Origin of the sequence: Burkholderia sp. Bp9143, assembly GCF_003853645.1 — a bacterium.
GTDB lineage: Bacteria > Pseudomonadota > Gammaproteobacteria > Burkholderiales > Burkholderiaceae > Burkholderia.
In genome coordinates this window covers 118,328-140,371 of the sequence record NZ_QTPO01000017.1, presented here as the reverse complement: position 1 = coordinate 140,371, position 22,044 = coordinate 118,328, and the positions used below count along the sequence as shown (strand labels likewise).

The 22,044-nt window shown below is 65.2% G+C and carries 11 protein-coding genes and 1 pseudogene; 3 read left to right on the top strand and 9 right to left on the bottom strand.

The features are described 5' to 3' along the window. Positions 1 to 3,258, top strand: a 3,258-nt coding sequence (locus tag DIE23_RS15505) for a GLUG motif-containing protein (protein WP_124612929.1), incomplete at its 5' end; no start/stop codon positions are given. 176 nt (positions 3,259 to 3,434) lie between these two features. Then, positions 3,435 to 6,488: a GLUG motif-containing protein gene (locus tag DIE23_RS15500; RefSeq protein WP_124612928.1), complete on the top strand. Its 3,054-nt coding sequence runs from the start codon at positions 3,435 to 3,437 to the stop codon at positions 6,486 to 6,488. 187 nt (positions 6,489 to 6,675) lie between these two features. Here the strand turns inward: DIE23_RS15500 and DIE23_RS15495 are convergent, their stop codons facing one another. From DIE23_RS15495 to DIE23_RS40830, 9 genes and pseudogenes are all read right to left on the bottom strand, one after another. Further along, positions 6,676 to 7,794, bottom strand: coding sequence for a fimbrial protein (locus DIE23_RS15495; RefSeq protein ID WP_124612927.1), 1,119 nt, complete (start codon positions 7,792 to 7,794; stop codon positions 6,676 to 6,678). A gap of 127 nt (positions 7,795 to 7,921) precedes the next feature. Next, positions 7,922 to 10,411 carry a fimbria/pilus outer membrane usher protein gene (locus DIE23_RS15490; RefSeq protein WP_221623345.1) on the bottom strand — a complete coding sequence of 830 codons (2,490 nt, stop codon included), beginning with the start codon at positions 10,409 to 10,411 and terminating at the stop codon, positions 7,922 to 7,924. Between the two features lie 90 nt (positions 10,412 to 10,501). Beyond that, a complete protein-coding gene (locus tag DIE23_RS15485) occupies positions 10,502 to 11,221 on the bottom strand; it encodes a molecular chaperone (protein ID WP_124612926.1) in 720 nt (239 codons plus the stop codon). A gap of 68 nt (positions 11,222 to 11,289) precedes the next feature. Continuing rightward, a complete protein-coding gene (locus tag DIE23_RS15480; RefSeq protein WP_260436074.1) occupies positions 11,290 to 11,886 on the bottom strand; it encodes a fimbrial protein in 597 nt (198 codons plus the stop codon). Between the two features lie 881 nt (positions 11,887 to 12,767). Next, positions 12,768 to 15,782, bottom strand: coding sequence for a hybrid sensor histidine kinase/response regulator (locus tag DIE23_RS15475; protein ID WP_124612925.1), 3,015 nt, complete (start codon positions 15,780 to 15,782; stop codon positions 12,768 to 12,770). Between the two features lie 79 nt (positions 15,783 to 15,861). Then, positions 15,862 to 16,536, bottom strand: a complete 675-nt coding sequence (locus DIE23_RS15470; RefSeq protein WP_124612924.1) for a response regulator — start codon at positions 16,534 to 16,536, stop codon at positions 15,862 to 15,864. A gap of 340 nt (positions 16,537 to 16,876) precedes the next feature. Next, entirely contained in the window at positions 16,877 to 17,065 is a 189-nt protein-coding gene (locus DIE23_RS15465; protein ID WP_124612923.1) for a hypothetical protein, read from the bottom strand. 129 nt (positions 17,066 to 17,194) lie between these two features. Continuing rightward, a complete protein-coding gene (locus DIE23_RS15460) occupies positions 17,195 to 20,254 on the bottom strand; it encodes an ATP-binding protein (RefSeq protein WP_124612922.1) in 3,060 nt (1,019 codons plus the stop codon). 353 nt (positions 20,255 to 20,607) lie between these two features. Beyond that, a pseudogene (locus DIE23_RS40830) lies at positions 20,608 to 20,751 on the bottom strand (sel1 repeat family protein); the annotation flags it as partial. Positions 20,752 to 21,127: 376 nt separating this feature from the next. Here DIE23_RS40830 and DIE23_RS15450 point away from each other — a divergent pair. Then, complete coding sequence (locus DIE23_RS15450) at positions 21,128 to 22,006, top strand: helix-turn-helix domain-containing protein (protein ID WP_124612921.1); 879 nt, start codon at positions 21,128 to 21,130, stop codon at positions 22,004 to 22,006. The last annotated feature ends 38 nt before the right edge of the window (positions 22,007 to 22,044 follow it).

Sequence of the window (22,044 nt, the reverse complement as noted above, 5' to 3'; positions counted from 1 at the left end):
GCCAAGCCCGGCAGCGCCAAGCGCGTCGCCGCCGCTCTCTCGCTGCTCGGCTTCACCGCCCTGCCCGCCTTCGCGCTGCCCACCGGTGAGAACATCACCGCCGGCAACGCCGACATCATTCGCGACAACGACGGCATGTCGATGTCCATCAATCAGCACACCGACAAGCTCATCACCAACTGGAACGACTTTAGCATCGCCGGCAACGAGCGCGTGGCGTTCCATCAACCCGGCAAGCAGTCGATCGCGCTGAACCGCGTCGTCGGCAACAACGGCAGCCAGATCCAGGGCCAGCTCGACGCCAACGGCAAGGTCTTCCTCGTCAACCCCAACGGCGTGCTGTTCGGCTCCGGCGCGCAGATCAACGTCGGCGGCCTCGTCGCGTCCACCCAGAACATCGCCGACGCCGACTTCCTCGCCGGCAACTATCGCTTCTCGGGCAATTCCACCGCATCGATCGTCAACGACGGCCACATCACCGCCGCCGACGGCGGCAGCGTCGCGCTGCTCGGTGCGCGCGTGTCCAACAACGGCGTGATCCAGGCGAAGATGGGCCGCGTCGCGCTCGGCGCCGGCAATACGTTCAAGGTCAACTTCGACGGCAACGACCTGCTCAGCCTGCAGGTCGAGGGCGGCGCGGTCGATGCGCAGGCCACCAACGGCGGCCTGCTCAAGGCCGACGGCGGCGAAGTGCTGATGACCGCGCGTGCAGCGGGCAACCTGCTGAACGCCGTGGTCAACAACACCGGCACCATCGAAGCGAAGGGTCTGGCCAGCCACGCCGGCAAGATCACGCTCGACGGCGGCACCGTCCTCGTCGGCGGCACGCTCGATACGAGCGCGGCCGAAGCCGGCGCGCCGGCCGGCTCCATCATCACGCGCGGCGAGCGCGTCGACGTCGCCGCCGATACCAGCGTCGACACGCGCGCCGGCGACACCGCCGGCACCTGGACCATCGAAGCGGCCAACGCCGGCGTGAACGGCGACCGTTCGATCGGCGCCGACACGCTGTCGCGCAACCTCGGCACCACCAATGTCGCGCTGACGAACACGCAAGGTAACCTGACGGTCGGCGGCCCGGTCGCCTGGAACAGCGATCGCTCGCTCACGCTGACCTCGCAGAACGGCAACGTCGATCTGAAGCAAACGTTGTCGTCCACCGGCGCCAACGCCAGTCTGAACGTCAACGCGGCCGACAGGATCCGCATCGACGACGCGGTCAAGCTCACCGGCCGCAACGCGCACCTCGAGCTCAACGCGAAGAACGGTCATACGCTGAACGACAAGGCTGTCGTGACGCTGTCCGGCGACAACGCGTCGTTCCGCTCGAACGGCGAGGACTACAAGGTGCTGCACACCGTTGCCGACCTGCGCAACGTCGATGCGAACCCGGGCGGCCGCTACGTGATCGGCAACACGATCGACGGCGCGAACGCGAGCTTCCGCAGCATCGCGGCCAACGGAGCGTTCTTTGGCGTGTTCGACGGCCTCGGCAATACGGTCTCGCGCCTGCGGATTTCCAATCCTGGCCAAACTGCCGTCGGCCTGTTCTCGCACAACGCCGGCCGCATCGCCAACCTCAGCCTGCGCGACATCGTGACGGTCGCATCGGGTCTGCCGTACGGCTCGTCGATGTCGGTCGGCACGCTCGCCGGCAGCAACTCGGGCACGATCTCGAACGTGACGGCCGAAAACGTCTCGGTCTCGACGAAGGGGCACGCAGTCGTCGGCGGCCTCGTCGGCTCGAACTATGGCGGCACGATCGAGCACGCCAGCGTGTCCGGCCGCATCGACAGCGATCGCTACGCGAATGCGGTCGGTGGCCTCGTGGGTGAGAACCTGACGCTGCTGAACAAGCCGCCGGTCTCGGCGCTGATCCGCGACAGCCAGGCCGACATACGCATCAACGCCGCGCACGACGGCGCCACGGGCGGCCTGGTCGGGTACAACACTGGCATGATCGAGCGCTCGTCGAGCGCCGGCACCATCAACGCGACGGGCGCCAGCGCGACGGTCGGTGGGCTCGTTGGACACAACGACGACAACGGCATCATCAAGCAATCCTCATCGTCCGCGAGCGTGACCGCGCGCAACAACGCCGTGGCGGGCGGCCTCGTCGGCCTCAACATGGCCACCATCGCGGAATCGCGCGCCAGCGGCAAGGTGAGCGTCGGCGAACGCAGCGTCGCGGGCGGCCTCGCGGGCGTGAACCTGGGCGACATCGACGCGTCCACGGCCGACGGCGAAGTCTTCGCGGCGGCGTCCAGCACGGTCGGCGGCCTCGTCGGCTCGAACAGCGGCCGGATCCGGAAGTCGCAAGCCAACGGCAACGTGACGGCGGGCAACAATACGGTAGCCGCGGGCGGCTTCGTCGGCTACAACAACGGCGACATCGACGCGTCGACCGCGACGGGCAACGTCGTCGCCGGCGCCAACAGCCTCGCCGGCGGCTTCGTCGGGCGCAACGGCAAGGCGGGCCGCATCCATGCATCCGTCGCGCAAGGCCACCTCCGCGCCACGGGCCAATCGACGCTCGGCGGCTTCGTCGGCGAGAACCTCGGCTTCATCGAGACGTCGCAGGCCAGCGGCAACGTGGGCGGCGACCACAACAGCAAGGTCGGCGGTTTCGTCGGCACGAACGGCGGCCGCATCGAGGCATCGGACGCCTCCGGCGAAGTGGTCGCGGGCTACAACAGCACGGCGGGCGGCTTTGCCGGGACCAACGCCGGCACGCTCGATTCCGTCAACGCATCGGGCAACGTCACCGCGCTGAACGACAGCTCGGCAGGCGGCCTCGTGGGGTTCAACGCGAGCTACATCCACAAGTCGAGCGCCAGCGGCAAGGTATTGGTCGGGCAATCGAGCAAGGCTGGCGGCCTCGTCGGCGCCAACGAAAGCGGCGACATCGCACGGTCGACGGCGTCGGGCGACGTCGAAGCCGGCCGGCAGAGCAAGGTCGGCGGCCTCGTCGGCAGTTTGCTCGGGAAGATCGACCAGTCGCGTGCGACGGGTTCCGTCAAGGGTGGCGACGCCAGCTATGTCGGCGGCCTCGTCGGCAGCAACGCCGGCGTCATCACTGACTCGTCGTCGAGCGGCACGGTATCCGGCGGCCGGTACGCGCGACTGGGCGGTCTCGTCGGCGGCAATTTCGGCTTCGTCTACGGCTCGTCGAGCACCAGCCGCGTCGACGTGAAGGCTGGCTACGACCAGTCCTACGGCGCGCTGGTCGGCGTGAACTATGGCCAGGTGAAGCCCTGAGCCTGAACCCCGACGGTTCCGGCTCCGCCGCCTGAACGGCATGCCGGACGCCGTCGCCTGTTGCGAGCGGCCTGTCCGCTCGTAGCCGGCGGCCGAGAGGCCGCCGGTTGTCACCCTCGGCCGACCGGCCTTCACGGTCGGCCGGGTTCATGAAACTCAATCTGGATAACGAAACGATGAACAAGACCTACGCATTGGTCTGGAACCAGACCCAGGGATGCTGGAGCGCCGTCGGGGAAACCGCACGCCGCCGTGCCAAGCCCGGCAGCGCCAAGCGCGTCGCCGCCGCTCTCTCGCTGCTCGGCTTCACCGCCCTGCCCGCCTTCGCGCTGCCCACCGGCGAGAACATCACCACCGGCAAGGCCGACATCATTCGCGACAACGACGGCAAGTCAATGTCGATCAACCAGCATACCGACAAGCTCATCACCAACTGGAACGACTTCAGCATCGCCGCTAACGAGCGCGTGGCGTTCCATCAGCCCGGCAAGCAGTCGATCGCGCTGAACCGCGTCGTCGGCAACAACGGCAGCCAGATCCAGGGCCAGCTCGACGCCAACGGCAAGGTCTTCCTCGTCAACCCCAACGGCGTGCTCTTCGGCTCCGGCGCGCAGATCAACGTCGGCGGCCTCGTCGCGTCCACCCAGAACATCGCCGACGCCGACTTCCTCGCCGGCAACTATCGCTTCTCGGGTAACTCCACCGCATCGATCGTCAACGACGGCCACATCACCGCCGCCGACGGCGGCAGCGTCGCGCTGCTCGGTGCGCGCGTGTCCAACAACGGCGTGATCCAGGCGAAGATGGGCCGCGTCGCGCTCGGCGCCGGCAACGCGTTCAAGGTCAACTTCGACGGCAACGACCTGCTCAGCCTGCAGGTCGAGGGCGGTGCCGTCGATGCGCAGGCCACCAACGGCGGCCTGCTCAAGGCCGACGGCGGCGAAGTGCTGATGACCGCGCGTGCAGCGAGCAACCTGCTGAACGCCGTGGTCAACAACACCGGCACCATCGAAGCGAAGGGTCTGGCCAGCCACGCCGGCAAGATCACGCTCGACGGCGGCACCGTCCTCGTCGGCGGCACGCTCGACGCGAGCGCGGCCGAAGCCGGCGCGCCGGCCGGTTCGATCGTCACGCGCGGCGAACAGGTTAGCGTCGCACGCGGCGCCACGGTCGACACGCGTGCCGGTGACACCGCCGGTACCTGGACCATCGAAGCCGCCAACGCGGGCGTCGCGCACAACAACGCCGACAGCCTCTACCCGGACGGCGCGTCGATCGATGCCGACACGCTGTCGCACAACCTCGGCACCACCAACGTCGCGCTCACCAACACGCGAGGCGACCTGACGGTCGGCGGCCCCGTCGCCTGGAACAGCGATCGTTCGCTCACGCTGACCTCGCAGAAAGGCAATGTCGATCTTAAGCAAACGTTGTCGTCCACCGGCGCCAACGCCAGCCTGAACGTCAACGCGGCCGACAAGATTCGCATCGACGACACGGTCAAGCTCACCGGCCGCAACGCGCACCTCGAGCTCAACGCGAAGAACGGCCATACGCTGAACGACAAGGCCGTCGTGACGCTGTCCGGCGACAACGCGTCGTTCCGCTCGAACGGCGAGGACTACAAGGTCTTGCACACCGTTGCCGACCTGCGCGGCATCGATGCCAACCTGGGCGGCCGCTACGTGATCGGCAACACGATCGACGGCGCGAACGCAAGCTTCCGCAGCATCGGCGGCGACCGTGCGTTCCACGGCGTGTTCGACGGCCTCGGCAACACGATCAGCCGGCTGTCGATCACCAACACCGGCCCGAACGTCGGCCTGTTCGGGCAAAGCAGCGGCACGCTCGCGAACCTGACGCTCGATTCGCTCGTCGTCGACGGCACCTCGGCCGCTCGCGCGGCGTTCGTCGGCGGCCTCGTCGGCGACAACCTGGGCGGACGCATCACGAACGTCACCGCGAAAAACATGAGCGTCTCGTACAACGGCAGGGAAGCGGTCCAGATGGGCGGCCTCGTCGGCCGGAACCTCGGCTCGATCGATCGCGCGCGCTTCGCCGGGCGTGTATCCGGCAGCACCAACGCGTTCATCGTGGGCGGGCTGGTCGGCTCCAACGTCGGCACGATCGCCGACAGCGAGGCCTTCGCCGACGTCACGCTGTCCGGCCGCCCCGGCATGCCGCTCGACTCGCACTTCAACCCTGACGTGCAGAGCGCCGGCGGGCTCGTCGGGATGAACGGCGGCCGCATCGTTCGCTCGTCTAGCGGCGGGCACGTGTCCGGTCGCGACAACACGAGCACCGGTGGCTTCGTCGGGGTCAACTACGGCACGATTCGCGACGCGTCGACCTCCGCCACGGTCACGGCAGGCAAGGGCGGGTATGCCGGCGGCTTCGTCGGCAAGAACCGCGACGGCGGCACGATCGCGAACGCGTCCGCATCCGGTTCGGTCACGGCCGCCGGTGCGATCGCGATCGGCGGGTTCGTCGGCGAAAACGCGCGCGGCACGCTGGACGACGTGCGCTCGACCGGTGACGTGACCGACCTCGCGAGCGGCCATGTCGGCGGCCTGGCCGGCTCGAACCGCGGCACGATCCGCAACGCGCACGCCACGGCCACGGTAAAGGCCGGCCGCAACAGCCACGCGGGCGGGCTCGTCGGCACCAACGACGGCACCGTGTCGAACGCAAGCGCCGAAGGCAAGGTCAGCGCAGGAGAGGCGAGCGACGTCGGCGGGCTCGTGGGCCTGAACACGGGGGTGCTGGATACCGTCCAGGCCGCCGTCGACGTGACGGCCGGCAACGGCGGCCGTGTCGGCGGGCTGGTCGGCGCGAACCGCGGCAACAAAGCGATCGTTCGCCATGCGTCCGCGTCGGGTACTGCGGCGGCGGACGGTTCCAGTGTCGGCGGTCTGGTGGGTCTGAACGACAAGGGCGCCCTCATCGAGGCTTCATCGTCCACCGGCACGATTGCGGGCAACCGTTCGCACCTGGGCGGCCTGGTCGGTGAAAACGCCGGCACGATCCGGGCCTCGACGTCGAGCAGCCGTCTGAACCTCGTGTCGCCGGACTACGGCGGGTTTTTCTGGGGCCGCCTGGTCGGGTTGAATACGGAAAGCGGCAACATCGAAACCAACTCGGTCAGTGGTTCGGCGCAGCCCTATTCCACGGTCGGCATGAGTTTCGGCAAGATCGACGGGCAGTGGCGCTACGGCTCCGTCAGCTGGTAATGGTGCGTTGAACCCGTAGGGTTCGGCATGGAGCCCTCACTCGTTTCAAGAGTGGGGGCCCGGAAAATCGATGGCCGGCGGCTTCGACGAAGCTGCCGGCCATTTCCCCCGACCTGACATGTATCCGGAACGCGAGCGGTCGCTACAATCCGTCCGGATTCGGAGCCGTTCGAAACCCGCGCCGAGCTTACTGGTAGCTCATCGTAAAAGTCGCTGCCGCATTTGCGACGCCCGGCTGCATCTGCGCAGCAGTCCGGATATATCGGGCAGACAGCGGAATATTGAATGTTCCATCACCCGTCTGCCGCACGAACCATTGATTCGTATTGCCTGGCGCATTCGAGTCGGCACCGAATTTGACCGGCGTCCCATTGTTCAGAATTTGGACGGCTACGCCAGTTGCCCCTCCCTTGGGATCGAGGGCCAGTTGGTCCCCCCGATTCGACGGCTTTTGAACGTCGGTCATGGTCATATAGACGTTAGAAACACCGCCGTGTGCCGATCCGGTACATTTGACCGTGATATCAAAAGGCCTGGCCAATGTGACACTACCCACGTTGGATGGAAACTGAATCTGCCCGAACGGAACAGTAATCGATTTTGTCGTCACCGTACACACCGGAGGCTTTGGACGAATCTGAATTCCCCCCAAAATTCTGATGCTGACAACCTGTTGCGTATTTTTTCGCAGCCAGATCCCGCCAATTTCGCCTTGAATAACGCCACCATTAAGATCAATATTCCCTGTCTTGACAAATTCGATGAGCATTGTCTTCGGCAAAAAGGAAATCATCCTCGCCGAGTTCCCCAAATCATCGTATATCGGCCACCAACTGGAAACGTCGAGTTCCCGCATCCGGATACCGATTCCGGGCACACTGCTGGGCCAAGTGTTGTACGCACCTACCGGCTCGAGCCTTCCGTGCATCACGCTCTGTATTCCGCCTGGCACGTACATGCACTCAAAGTGCAACGAATCTCCATTCAGCAGTGACGTTTGAGAATGCAACGTCGTTCCGACAGGAACATCAGGATCAATGTGTGAATTATATCCAGATAGATTGTAAATATTCTTCGTTGCCGTTCCGACACCCATCGGCGAACAATAATCCAGTGCAGCTCGCGCGACTAACGGAAAACATGAAGTAAGCATCAAAGCCGACAGCACGGCAAACCGAGTGTAGCGATGCGATGCGCGCCGCAAACAATGCGATACATAACCATAAACTTCCATAAACAACCCTCTCGTTATTTTCACCCATTTCACACAAAGGCATCCCTTCCGTTCAATGATGAAGTTCGTCACGGAATCGGTCTCCCCCACTTTTGGCCGTTAATAGCGGCCTCATTGGATGAAAAATCGGATGCGATGTGCGACGTCAGGCATCGCCCTCCTGACGCTTCGCCAATCACGGCACGCATTCTCGGCGAGGTCACTTCCCCGCCATCCTGCAGCGCATCGCCACACGCTCGTACGCGACCGCCTTCTTCCGCTCCGGCAACGCATAGCCGCCTTCGCACGAGCCCTCGCTCCAGCGAATCGACAGGCGCCCCTGATCCTTCACGCCGAACACGAGCACGCGCGACGCATCGTCGACCATGCCGAGCACCTTGCCGCTCTCGTCGAAAGCGGTCGCACCGAACGGCACCTTGCCGCCATTCGACGTCTTGACGTCAAACTGCACCCGGCGCCCCGTCTCGGCGGAGAACTTCGCCATCACGATCGCGCCGCGCGTGGGCACCACCGATTTCGAGTTGTCGGTCAGATCGGTATCGAAGCCGAGGCTCTCCGTATCGATGCTGAGCCAGTTGTAGCGATACGGCTGGGCATACGGCAGGATCGCGTAGCCGCTGCGATCCGTGCTGATGCTCGTCGACGACGCGAAGCGCGCGCCGCGCACGCCTGGCACTTCGACAATCGCGAACGTCTCGCCGACAGACTGACCCAGCGTGATCCCGCCGCGGTGCGCGACGATGGCCCCGGTGGCACCGACATCCACGTGCTTGCCATGGCCCGACTGGTTGTAGTTCGTCGTCAGCTTGGCAAGCGGCGTATCCCAGCCGAGACCCACGCCGCCCGAACCGCCTGCGTGCTTGCGATAGTCCCCCTGCACCGAGTAGTTGACCGTGTTCGATTCGTTCAGGAACCCGTTCACGCCGACTTGCGAGCTCACGTCGCCGCTCGTCGAGGCAACCGTATTCGCGAACATGCGATGCGAACGCGTGCCGCCGCCGAGCTGAATGCTGATCGACGCGGTGAACTGCGTGTCTGTACGACCGAACGGCCCCGAATCCCGCGTGTGCGCCACCGCGACGCTGTAGCTGAGGCTCTTCAGCGCGCCGCTGTAGCCAAGCTGGACGTTGCGGCTCGATCCGCCCTGGCTCCAGTAGCTCGTATCGCCGACGCTCGCGTACAGCGAACCGCTCGTACCCAGCGACTGGTTGATGTTCAGGTCGACCCGGCTCTTCTGGCGGCGGGAACCACTCCCCCACTGGCGGTCGAGATCGTCGACGTGCTGGCTGAATGTGCGATAGCCGTCCGTCGAATAGCGATAGCCGACCATCGTGAAGGTCGTCTCGGTCGCCGTCAGCGTCTTCGAGTACAGGAACCGGAAGCTCTGCCCGCTCGCCTTGCTGCCCGTCGCATTCGACTGGCTGTGCGTGATGTCGAACGACACGCCACCGAGACGCGAGTTGTAGCCGACCCCGAGCGCGATGGCCGCGTATCGCTCCGCACCGATGAAGCCGCCGTAGCCGGTCAGGTTGTCCGACACGCCGTAGACCAGCGTGCCCTGTGCGAACTTGGGTCGAGACTGGCCATAACCGCGATACTGGCCGGCCGAAAACGCATAGCGCATGGTGCCGCGACGGATCATCACGGGCAGATACGAATACGACTGCCGATACGTTCGCACGTTGCCGTCGGATTCGATGATCCGGATCTCCAGGTCGCCGTTCGAGCCGCTCGGGTAGATATCCCGGAATTCGAACGCACCGGGCGTCACGGACGTCGAATAGATCACATAGCCGTTCTGACGAACCTCGACGACTGCATTGCTTTGCGCGATACCGCGCACGACCGGCGCATAGCCGATCTCGTTGTCCGGCAGCATCCCCGTATCGGAACTGATCTGGGCACCCAGAAATCGGACGCTGTCGAAAATCTCGCCGGACGAATACACCTCGCCTGCCGACAGCCGCCCCTTGATACGCTGCAGGTCGCGCTCCACGTAGCTGCGGTTCGCGGAGAGATCGGACGGGCTGCCGCGTCGCCATGACAGCGCCGATTCGTTGCGCAGCCGCCAGGGACCGATATTGAGGCCGTTGCGCAACCCGAGATACGCATAGTCGCTGCGGTACCCAGAATCCGTGTCGTGGCTGAAGTTCGCCTGATAGTTCGAATAGGCGGCAGTGATGCCGTCGTCCCACAGCGACGAATCGACATAGCCACGCGTTTGCGTCGGCGCATAGACCTGCGGCACGCTGATATCGATCGCCAGCGTGCCCACGTCGAAACTCGCCGACGCGCCATCGGCCAGCACACTCAGCTCGACCGGCGCGTCGTCCGCCAGCCCCGCTTCCAGCTTGTGCTCGCGCTCGAGACGTTTCACGTCGACACCCAGCGCCTTCAGCAAGCCGTACGTCACCACCGGGCGGACCTCTCCCGATGCGTCGGACTCGAACAGGATCGACTCGCGCTTCGCCCGTCCCTGGTTCAACGACACGTCGACATCGTAGACGCCGGGTGCCACCGAGCTACCCTTTTCGAAATACGACATCTCGACGGGACCCTCCCCCTTCTTGAGGAACATCTCGTTGAACTCGGCCGCCTGTGAGACGACCGGCGTAACGACAACGCCGAGCGCCATCAGACAGGATGCGCGCCGGCAAGCCTCTACGATTTTCTTGACAGTGGTTTTCATGCCCCGATGCGCACTCTCTTCTTGTCTATTAATAAGTACAACGTATCTATCTGAATCGATCGACCCGATCGATATCGCGCCACGGGCGCGTTACTTCGTCACGTCGGCCTGCGTGTCGACGGTCGCGCCGAAATCGTTGATCGACGTGAATTCGACCTTGGCGCCTCCAGGCGCCGTCCTGCCGGAGAATGCCTTGATCGCCAGGCGTGCCGAGGATTTCGGCGCGACCATCTCGGTAACGACCGGATACGTGCTCGCACCCACCTTGAGGCTCGCGTGGCCGAGCGATACGAAATACGGGGTGTCGTTGACGACTTCCAGCGCCGGCCTGCCGTCGCTGTCGCGCCAACGCCATTTCAACTGACCCGGCGCCGCTTCCGGTTTGCCCGCCAGATCGGCAGGCCGATAAAAAAGCTTGATCCGCTGCCGCACCGCGATCTGCAGCGAGTTATCGTCCTTCGTCTTTTGCGGAATCTCCTGCACGCTGAGCCAGAACACCGATTCGCGATCGGCTGCCAGCCCCTCGCCCGCGTAAAAGATGCGCAGGATCTGTTGCTTGTCGCCACCGAGGCGACTCAGCGACGGCGTGATCGCGAAAGGCAGGTCACCCTTCGCGCCGTCCGGCAGTTCGATCCAGGACTGAATCATCACGTCGTCCTTCGCCTGGTTCTTGACGACGACCGACGCCTCCTTGCTGTTCCCCGGATAAATGACGCGCGTGCCGGATAGCGATATGCCGGCATGCGACGGAATGGACACGAACAACATCGAGCCGGCCGCGACCAGCCCGGCAATGAGCGATTTCTTCATGGCGGATTTGAATCTGGAGGCGGCGACGAAACGGCGCATGCGCCGTTTCGTCGCTCGGTGGGAGAGGCTTATTCGTACGACAGCGTGAACGGCAGCGTGCCGTTGGCCGTACCGGCTTCGACCGTGTCGCCGTTTGCGACGTAACCCGCACGCATGTTCAGCGCGGCGGTGTAGGTCGGCGTCTCGGCCGTGCCACCCTTGACCAGCGGCGCGTTGACCGTCTCGTTCGCCGCCAGGTTCAGCAGGTTGTTGCTGTCGTCATACAGACCGATACCGACCCCCTTCGCCGTGCCCGCAACCTTCAGCAGCTTGTTGTTCTTGCCATCGATGCCCGAGCCGGCCAACGGGTCGAACTTCATCTTCACGAGCGTCAGGTCGGTTGCGGTGCTGCCGCAGTCGAGACTCAGGTTGATCGACGTACCGCCCGCGATGCCGTGGCCTGCCGTGCCGCCGATCGAATCCGCACTGACCGTGCCGAGGTTCACCGCGATGTCCTGCTTGCCCTTCTGGCCGGTCACGTTCGTTCCAGCGCCACCGGTGATCGAGCACGACGCCGCGGTGATGTTGCCAGTGAAGTTGATCGTACCGTCGGCGGCCATGGCCGAACCGGCTGCGAACAACCCTGCGACTGATGCGAATGCGAGAATCTTCTTGTTGAGAGCCACGATTTTCTCCAAATGAAACTTGATTGAATAACGCCTTGCAAAGCGAGACGGATAATGCCAATTTTTCTCGATTTTGCATCTAGTCCACGCACGATATTCATCCCAAAAAACCTAGTACATGCACGAAAAAATGGAATTTTATTCATCCGACACCGCCGAGCGTTAAATGCATTCTTATATTCTTCTCCAGCTACATTCCCGGCAGCGGCGCGGCGGGGCGCCATCCAGGAAAATCGGCACGTGCTTCGCTGCGCCGCCGGGTGCGCGATCGCACTCCACCCGGCAGCGCGCGGCGAATACGCCGCAACGAACATGCCGGCGCACATCGGTGTGGATTCGGGAAGATATCGGGAGGCGGCACGCGAGATATCGACGGCCCCGCATCGCGACTGGATTGATTAGTACTTGTCCAATAATATTTAATAAATATTAGTGCAATTCCAATCTCTAACGTCGCCAATCCCTCGACATCATTCAGACGATCAAGCAGTCGGCTGCATTCCGCATCAAAATGAAGCGCGCATGCATTGAGACCGATTTCGACAATCGGCCGCGTGTTCACATGGTGGTCGGACTGGGTAGCGCACCGTGCGAGATCGTCTCCGCCGAATCTCTTCAGGCACACCATGACTGAATGCCGGACTCGGCCCGCGCGCCGCCACCCGGACCATGCGTTCGTGCTGAAACGGGTGAAGACGGGGCCCCACTACGGCTGCCTGCAGCTCGAGCGGATTCGTCGCCGTCAAGCACCGGGTTCCGAGCTGACGTGACAGCGGCTATCTCGAACACCGTCGCCATTTGCACGACGGGTTATCCGTTGCATGGCCACGCGTGGTGTTCGGCCATAACTAGCCTGAGCACCGAGCGGCCGCGTCTCGGGGTCAACGCTCGAGTTGCCGTTCGATCTCGCTCCGGAACGTGGCCCAGTGAGCGCTGAGCGCCTCGGCTCCGCCCTCGTTCACGATACGCTCCATGGCCGCGCAGGCGTCCCGCGCCTCGGTATTGTCGGCAAGCGCGAATCCGCCCCGCATCGAGTGCAGTTCGATCCTGACCGGAGCGGCGTCGCCGCGCGGCAGCGCCTCATCGATCGCAGCGAGCGAGCGCAGCGTCGCAACCCGCAATGCCTCACGGATTTCGTCGGTCATCGCCGGTGGCGTCCGACCGCCGAAATCGACCGGAAGAGCGCCAGTCTCCGCCGCGCCACGCCCGCCATGCCGCCGCAACACCGCCTCGAGCGCATCGATCGACAACGGCTTGAGCACGACTTCCACCGTCCCCACCTGCGCACAGCGGCGCCGGTCCTCGTCGGTCGCATGCGCGGTCATCGCGATCACCGGCACCGTCGCGCCCTGCTCGCGCAGGAAATTCGCGAGCGCGAAGCCGTCGAGTTCGGGCATGCCGAGATCGGTCAGCACCACGTCGAACGGCTGCTGGAAGTACGCGCGCATCGCCTCGACGCCATTCGCGACGAGCGTGGCGTCGCAATGCAGCGCATCGAGCTGATCGCGCAGCAGCGCGCGGCTCGCCGGATGATCCTCCGCCACCAGCACGCGCAGCGGGGTCTCATCGTCCGCGTGGATCGGCAGCGCCGGCGCCTCGGGTTCCGGTTCGTCGAACGCGGCCCGCCACCCGTGCGGCGCATCGGACAGCGGCAGCGACGCCGTGAACGTCGTGCCCGAGCCAGGTCGGCTCTCGACGGTCAGATCGCCCTGCATCAGCCGCACGAGACGCCGGCAAAGCGGCAGCCCGAGCCCCGTGCCGCCGAAGCGCCGGTAGATCGACGGATCCGTCTGAACGTAGACGTCGAACAACGTCGGCAGGCCTTCCGGGGGAATGCCGATTCCGGTATCGCGCACCGCGATCTCGACGCCGCACCGGTCGCCCGACGCGCCGGCCGGGCGCGCACCGATCGTCACGCTGCCGTGCTCGGTAAACTTGATCGCGTTGCTGACGAGATTCGACACGATCTGACGCAGGCGGCTCGGGTCGCCGACGTAGCCGTCGGCCAGTTCCGGCGCGACACGGCATTCGAGCGCGAGATGCTTCGCGTCCGCGAGCGGGCGAAAGATCGACGCGACGTCGTGCAGCACGGTCCGTAGATCGAACGGGACGGCTTCCAGCACCATCTGGTTGGATTCCGCCTTCGACAGGTCGAGCACATCATTGATCGTGTGCAGCAACGCATCCGACGACGACATGACCGTCTGCAGCCGCCGGTGTTCCGCGGAAGGCAGTTGGGCGCGCGCCATCAGCTCGAGATTGCCGACGATCGCGTTCAGCGGCGTGCGAATCTCGTGGCTCATCGTCGCGAGGAACGTCGATTTCGCCTTGTTCGCATCCTCCGCCGCCATGCGCGCTTCCTTCAGCTTGACTTCCGTCAGCTTGCGGGCGGTGACGTCGGTCAAGGTGCACAGCAACACATCGACGCCGCGGAACTTGGTCCGCACGACATGCGCCGCCAGATAGACCGTGTCGCGATCCGGGCGCTCGATCGCCAGTTCGTGCTGCATGACGCCGCGCCGGGCGCTGCTGCCCGCCTGGCGCTCGCGATAGGCCTGCCAGATGCGCTTGCCGAGCGACAGCCCGGGCGTGCCGCGGTCGTACGCGAGCACCGCATCGTTGCGCACCATCGTCTCGCCGTCCGCCACCGACAGCAGCAACAGCCCGGCCGGCGCGTGGCGGATCAGTGTCCGGTTGAATGCCTCGCTCTCGATCAGGCGGATCGCGCGCCGATTCGCCGGACGCAGTGCGCGGCGATCGAACAGCACGATCGTCGACCAGAGCAGCACGATGCCGAACAGCGTGGCGCCAAGCGTGACGCTCACGCCGACGAACGTCGCCGTCAATACGCTGCGCCACGAGAAAGTCGTCATCACGACGAGGTTGGACCCGGGCAAGCGGTCGTAGACGATGAAGCGCGCGCCGACCCGCCGCACGACCACGTGTTCGCCTATGGGATCGCGCGCGTCGCGCAGCGCGCGCTCGATCATCGCCGGGTCGCGCTCGCGCCCGAAGACGATGTTCCTCTGCGCGTCGACGACCGCGACGTCCTCATCGTCGGAACGCGGCACCATCGCATCGTCGACCCGGTACGCCCCGTTGACGACGAGCCATCCGAACGGCCGTCCGGCCGCGTCGTCGAGCCGACGCGCGAACCGCACGACGTCCCGCCCGGACAACGGGTCGAAACGGCGATCGAGCATGACCTGCCGGCTCTGAATGAACGTCTTCTGCTTCGCGGCCCCGGTCGGCATCAGCCGGGCAATCAGCGCTTTCAGATCGGTGCCCGGCTCGAGCGAGCGGGCGCGTGCGACGAGTCCCGGTCCCACCACGGCGAGAAACCGGCCATCGAGCCCGATCAGGTAGCCACCGAACGGTTCGGCGCCGGACGTAAGCGCGGAGGGTTGCGTCGGGCTCCACCGGTCGTCGTTCCGGATCAGGCCGAGCAACGCACCGAGATAGCCCGCATACGACGCGGCGGGGCGATCCGGCGTGAGTTCCGCCAAGACGAGCAGCGTCTCGCTACCCGCGCCGTTGCTCGCGCCCAGCACACCGCCCGCCGCCGAGAATTGCGTCAGCGCGTCGGGCGACGGCCTCGCACCCTGATTCCAGAGCTGCTCGACCCGGCTCCCGACGGTCGCCAGCACCATGTCGCCCGCCTGCATGCTCCCGAAGAACTGCGCTTCCCGGAACAGGAACGTCGAGCGTGCCTGCGCACGATAGTCCTGCACGTCGAGCCGCACGACGAGCGCGGCGCAAATCAGAATGAACAGCGTGACCGCGATACCGCCGCCATACAGCAGGAACTGCTGCTGACGGCGCACCCGGCCGGGATCGAACGGCTTGCGGCCGGCATTGGCGACGTGGCTGGCGAATCGCTTCAGTTTGGCGGGCATGGACTATCGTGTACCGAAGCACGTGCCGGCGGCCGCTGCTTGCCGCCGGAACCGACACCGGATCGCGCGTCGCATGCCGCTATTCGCCGTGCGCCGGCGCGTCGGCGCCGGGCACGTCGGAAAGCTGGCCCTCGCTCGCATAGCGAATCAGGTCGGCATCGCGAACGATACCGAGCTTCTTCATTGCGCTCGACTTCTGCGAACTGATCGTCTGCTTGCTGCGATGAAGCTGGACGGCGATCTCGCCGACCGTCAGGCCAGCCCCGTACAGCCGCACGACTTCGATCTCGCGGGCGGTCAGCGTGCGGGTACCTGCCGACGGCTGGCAATCCTCCAGCAGCTTCTTGACGAATGGAGACAGGTAGTTCGCGCCGACGAACGCCGCGTGAACCGCGCCGACCAGATGCGAAATCGCATCGGACTTGCTCAGGATGCACCCGACACCCTGCTTCTGGATCGCGAGCAGCACGCTCGGGTTGTCGATCATGGTGATCGTCACGAGGCGAAGCGCCGGATAGCGCCGCTGCAGAAACGACAGCAGCGCAAGGCCGTCGCCATACTTGCCGCCGGGCATCACATAGTCGACGACGAGCACGTCGCTCTGCTGCTCGTCGAGCATCGCCACCAGATCGGTCGAATTCGAGACAGTGCCAAGCAGCCTGATCGTGCTGCTGCCCGCGAGTGCCTGCGACATCCCGAGTGCGGACGAAGGATGATCGTCCGCTACCATCACTCGCACAAAAAATTCATCCATCTCTATTCTTCTCCCGATACACGCGGCCCGACGTGCCATGTTGTGCGACGCGCCGGAATTCGAGTCGATCCCGCAACACGATCGCGTTGCGGTATTCGGCGAACCGGGCGGTGCGCAGCGTAATTTTAAGATATTAGGCGAGTTGTGCGTCGCGTCGGTGCAACAAGGCGTGGCGGCCCGCGCCCACCCCGCTCCGGCGCGCATGCATCGCGCCAGCCGACGCGCCCGACACGACGTTGCGGCAGATAATCTCGGTGGCCCGCCGCCCACGCACGCCCGATCGACGGCGCCCCCGACGCCGTCGATCAGTCCCGTCCCGCGAGGTGGCCGGAGCCGCGGCCTATCGTTTGACCACGGACTTGTCCGGCTCACCCACCCCATCGTCTGCGGCATGCTGCCACTCGGTGATGGCCCGCCGCTTCTGCGACGGCGACATCATCATGAATTCGTTCAGCTTCGTCAGGAAATCCCGTCTGGATTTCTCCGGCAACGTCGCGAACCCAACCAGCAGCCAGAACACCTTTCCCATATAGCGCACGGCCTCACCCTTCCTTCTTCAGTCGAAATCACACGGCAAGCACGATGCCGCGTGTCTGCCTTCCCCGTTTGACGCCAGCGGTCTACACCGCCTTCGCGTGTCGTTTTCTTATCATCCCGGTCAATTCACCGCTGCGGCCATCGCATCCGATGCCGGCCGCCCGTCCGCCGCTTCGGCGGGCTCACCCGTCCCGCGCCGCCGCGCGATGCGCGTCAGGCTGCGGCGCAGGTCCGCCAGCGTCACGGGCTTGGTCAACACGCATTCGACGTTCGACGCCGCATAGCGCCTTGCATCGTCGGGCGCCAGATGCGATGCCACGACGATCATGTCGCACGGCAGTGCACGCGCATGGACGGCTTCCGCCAGCCCACGGGCCGGCATGTCGGGCAGGTCGGCGCCGAGCAACAGCACCTCCCATGCACCGTTCGCCAGCGTATCGAGCGCCGCCGCGCCGGACGACACGCATCGGACCGTGCAGCCGAGCACGTCGAGCTGCTCGCGGAAGATCGACCCGTTGACCGACGCATCGTCGGCGACCAGCACGCGCGGCACACGCGGGCTGGAAGCTGCCGCAGGTCGATCGTCATCGGTTTCGCCCGTCGGCTGGCGCCGCTGCTCGGCAATCGCGACGCGTGCCTGCTCGATCGCCGTGCGCAGCCCGTTCAGCGAATAGCTCGACACGCGGATCGCGCGGCCCGCGACGTCCGGCTGCAGCGGGCCGTCCGGCGTTGCCAGCACGACCGGCGTACCGCCGCCGAGGCTGTCGAGTTCCTCGCGCCGCCATTGGTCGGAATCGCCGAAGAGCACGATCGCGTGTGCACGCGCGAGGCACCCGGCGGCGATCCCGATCGGACTCGGATGCATCGCGACGTCGAAACCCCATGCACGCAGATGCGGAAATGCGAACGCGCGCCACGCGTCCTCCGGCGACACGACGATCAGCGTCTGGCCGGCGCCCGTACCGACCGGGGATTTCGGCGCAATCCCCATGCGCAGCGGCAAGCGCACGGTGAACAGGCTGCCGATGCGCGGTGCGCTGTCGACCGAGATCGTTCCGCCCATCGCCGCGACCAGCCGATCGCACAGCGCGAGCCCGAGCCCCGTGCCGCCGTAGCGCCGGGTGATCGATGCGTCGACCTGCGAGAACGGCTTGAACAGCCTGCCCTGTTGCGCGACGTCGATCCCGATGCCGGTATCGTCGATGCCGATCGCGAGCTCGGGTGCGCCGCGTGCATTCCGCCCGACCGCCACGCGCGCGACGATGCGCCCTTCGCTCGTGAACTTGATCGCGTTGCTCAACAGGTTGCCGACCACCTGCGCGAGCCGCGTCGGATCGCCGCGCATCCGCTGCCCACCGCTCGCATCGATATCGGCGAACAGCGGCAACCCTTTCGCCTTTGCAACCGGCGCGAATGCCGCGAGCTCGCGCTCGATCACGGCGATCACGTCGAACTCGATCGACTCGACCGACATCGCGCCGGCTTCGATCTTCGAGAAATCGAGGATGTCGCTGACGATCGCGAGCAACCCCTCGGCCGATGCGCGCAGCGTCCGCACCCGGCTCTGCTGCGATGCATCGAGCGCCGTGCGTTCGAGCAACTCGAGGTTGCCGAGGATCACGTTGAGCGGCGTGCGGATCTCGTGGCTCGTCGCGGCGAGAAACGACGACTTCGCCGCATTCGCCGAATCGGCCGCGCGTACCGCTTCCTCCAGCTGATGCACGAGGCGGCGCTGCGCGGTGGTGTCGGCGAATATCGCGATCAGCACGTCCTCGCCCTGGTAACGCGCGCCGTGCGCGATGATGTCCAGATGCAGCGGCGCGTCGCCATCGGCGTCGAGCACGAGCTCGGTCATCATCGTCCGGCCGGCTCCGCCGTTCGCGATGAACGCGCCGTATTGCTCCAGCACCTGCGCGGTCAGCGCGTGGTGATCGCCGCCGTGCGGCATGAGCATCTGCGTCAGCGCGTCGCTCTCGAGCATCACGCGGCGGTCGGAGAGCGACACGAGGCCGATCCCGACCGGCGCCATCGCGATCACGCTGCGGCACAGCGCCTCGCTGTCGAACACGCGTGCGGAGCGTGCGTAGACCGGCAAGAGCACGCGCCGGTGGAATCGCACGAGCAGCAGCCACATCACGGCGATCGCGACGAGCGTCGACGCCGCCAGCGCGCCAGCCTGCACGCCGATGCCGGCCGCCACGTCAGCCCACGACAGCGCATAGGCGATCGTCCAGCCGGTTGCCGCGAGCTTGCTGCCGAACACGATCGCGCCGTCGCGAAAGCGCGGCTGGCCGGACGCCTGGCCGCCATGCGCGACGTCGAGGTTCAACAAGCGCTCGGTCAGTGCGTTCGTGCGCTCGACGCCGGGATCGATCGCGATCAGCCGGTTGTCCGCCGACGTGATGAAGAACGTGCCGGCCGGCGCACGCCCGGGCAGCCATGACAGCAGGTAGTCCGGTGCGTACTCGGTGACCAGCACCGCAAACGGCTCGCCGCCGGCACGCGCTTCGGCGGCAATCCGGATGCGCGCCTGCCCGGTCACGGGGTTGATGTAGGGCGGCAGCCAGCGGACGTGCGGCCGACCGTCGTTCGGGGCCGGCGCCGGGCCGTCGAAATCCACGTGCAGTGCCGCGAGCACGTTCGCGCGGGCATCGCTAGACGCCAGCGCGGGATTGTCGCGTGCCAGATGCGGCACGAAGCCGAACACCCCCGTGCGCGTGCTGTAGTGGTAACCCTCCAGCGTGCGCCCGCGATTGAGCGAGCTCGCCGCACAGATGCGCGACAGCATGATCGACAACGCAAGGTAACGCGCCACCTCATCTCGCTGCGCCGTCTGGCCCGGCACACCGGTCACGAGCGACGGGTAAGGCTTGATCGCAAGCTGCTGGCCGTTGGCGAAGAAGTCGTCCACGACGTCCGCCGGCGCCGCGCGGAGTTCGCGCCAGATGAGCTGCGTATTCGCGACGCCGTTGCGGAACGACGTCTCGGCCATCTGCACTTCGTCGGCGGCTTCCTCGACGCCGTTCAGGAAATTGCGCCGCTCGCCGTCCAGGTAGCCGTAGACGATCGACGTGATCCCGAGCCCGCAGGCGATCAGGATCAGGATCGTGACGACAATGCCGCCCCCGAACATCGAAATGCTCTGGTAGCGGCGAATGGACTGAAGCGTGCTGTATGACATGGTTCGGCGTGACGGCGCCCCGGACACGCGGCAGATTCCCTGCCGGGCCGGGCGTCACGATGGATACATTCGGGATAGCGATATCCCGATCATGCCAAACGACATTGCGAAAATCAGTCGTGCATTATCCTTTTAGTACACGTCTGATTTGTTTTAATTCTTGTTTTGAACTTGAACGAACCTTCGTGGTGAAATCGCGTCCGGGGATCGATCCGATTGGACACGTCGCGCGGTCGACTCGGCGCAGGCACGCGCGTAAACGAAATACCGCCGGCAAGCCGGCGGCAAAAGATGCGTCCACACGCGACGTGACGCACCGGAGGCACCCGAGTCGACGCGTGCCGGACACCCGTGAAGCCGTAATAGACATCACGCCATTGCGTGCGCCCTTTCCACTCTTCCTCGTCTTCCTGCTTCGCCTTGCGCGCGAGTTCGAGCAGCTTTTTCGATTCCTTGTCGCCGCGCCTGGCGGCGTCGCGCGTCCACTTGAGTGCCTGAGGTCGTCCGAATCGCCCTTCCTTTTGGTAGGACACCTGATATTCAGGGCGATCGGACCACCCTGTGTCATCGCGCATCCGCGCGTACCCGGCTTGCGCGCGGCGAGGCGAATACAATTCACCCACGCCGACACGCAGTCCAAGGCTCTCTCAGGCTCTCTTCGAATCGTTCAGTCACGCGCTGGCTGCCGCTTTTCGCTGGGCCGACTGCTGTCGATACCGGCCTCCAAACATGACGCAGCAAACAATAGTGACGTGGTGAGCAATAATAATCGAGAAAAATGGCATGTCAAGGTGATTCGCGATTTCAAAGTTTGCGTATCGCGTCACTTTTGAATATGCTCTTCGTCTCTAAAACCCAGGAGACCCCGTCGAGATGTCCAATAGCGAGCAGGCCAACGTCGATCTCATCACTGCCACCAAGGTGCGCGATCTGCTGACGCGCAACGGCATTCCGCCGCGCAGTCACAACACGACGATCGCGAACGTGCTGGGTCTCAGTTTCTCGGTCGTCACGCGCAAGATGAAAGGCCTGATCCCGTGGAACCTGTCGCAGTTGCAGGACATCGCGACGCACTTCGGCGTGCCGCCCGCGATCCTGCTCGACGACAAGGGCACGCAGCCGGCCGCCGCCGAGATGATCGACGCGACCCTCGTGATCGAGTCGCGCCGCTTTCGCTGCCGCGCGGCGATCTCGGCGAAGGCGAGCAGCCAGAGCGAAACCGATTTCGTCGCGCTGCAGTGGCAGGGCGAATGGATCGTCACCGAACGCCAGCACGCGCGCGAAGGCCGCCTCTATCCGGTCGACGTCATCGAACTGCGCTCGAGTCAACCGACCGTGTACGCGGCGCGGATCGCGGTGGTCGACGATTCGCGGGACGTCGCCGAAACCGTGTGCGAATACTTCATGGAAAAAGGCGTGAACGCGATTCCGTACCATGACGGCGCATCGTTTCGCAAGGCGCTGGAAGTCGAGGATTTCGACGGCTACATCCTCGACTGGATGCTGGGCGACCAGACGGCCGCCGAGCTCGTGCGCGGCATCCGGTCGAGCGAGAACGGCGGTGCGCCGATCTTCCTGCTGACCGGCAAGATCTCCACCGGCGAAGCGAGCGAGGACGAAATCGCGCACATCGTGTCGCACTACAACGCGCGCTGCGAGGAAAAGCCGGTGCGCCTGCCGATCCTGTTCGCCGAAGTCGCGCGCGAACTGAAAATCGCGCTGCCGGCCGTCCCGGCCGCCGCCGCGAGCTGAAAACACGAACACCGACCATCACACGAACACGACCAAGG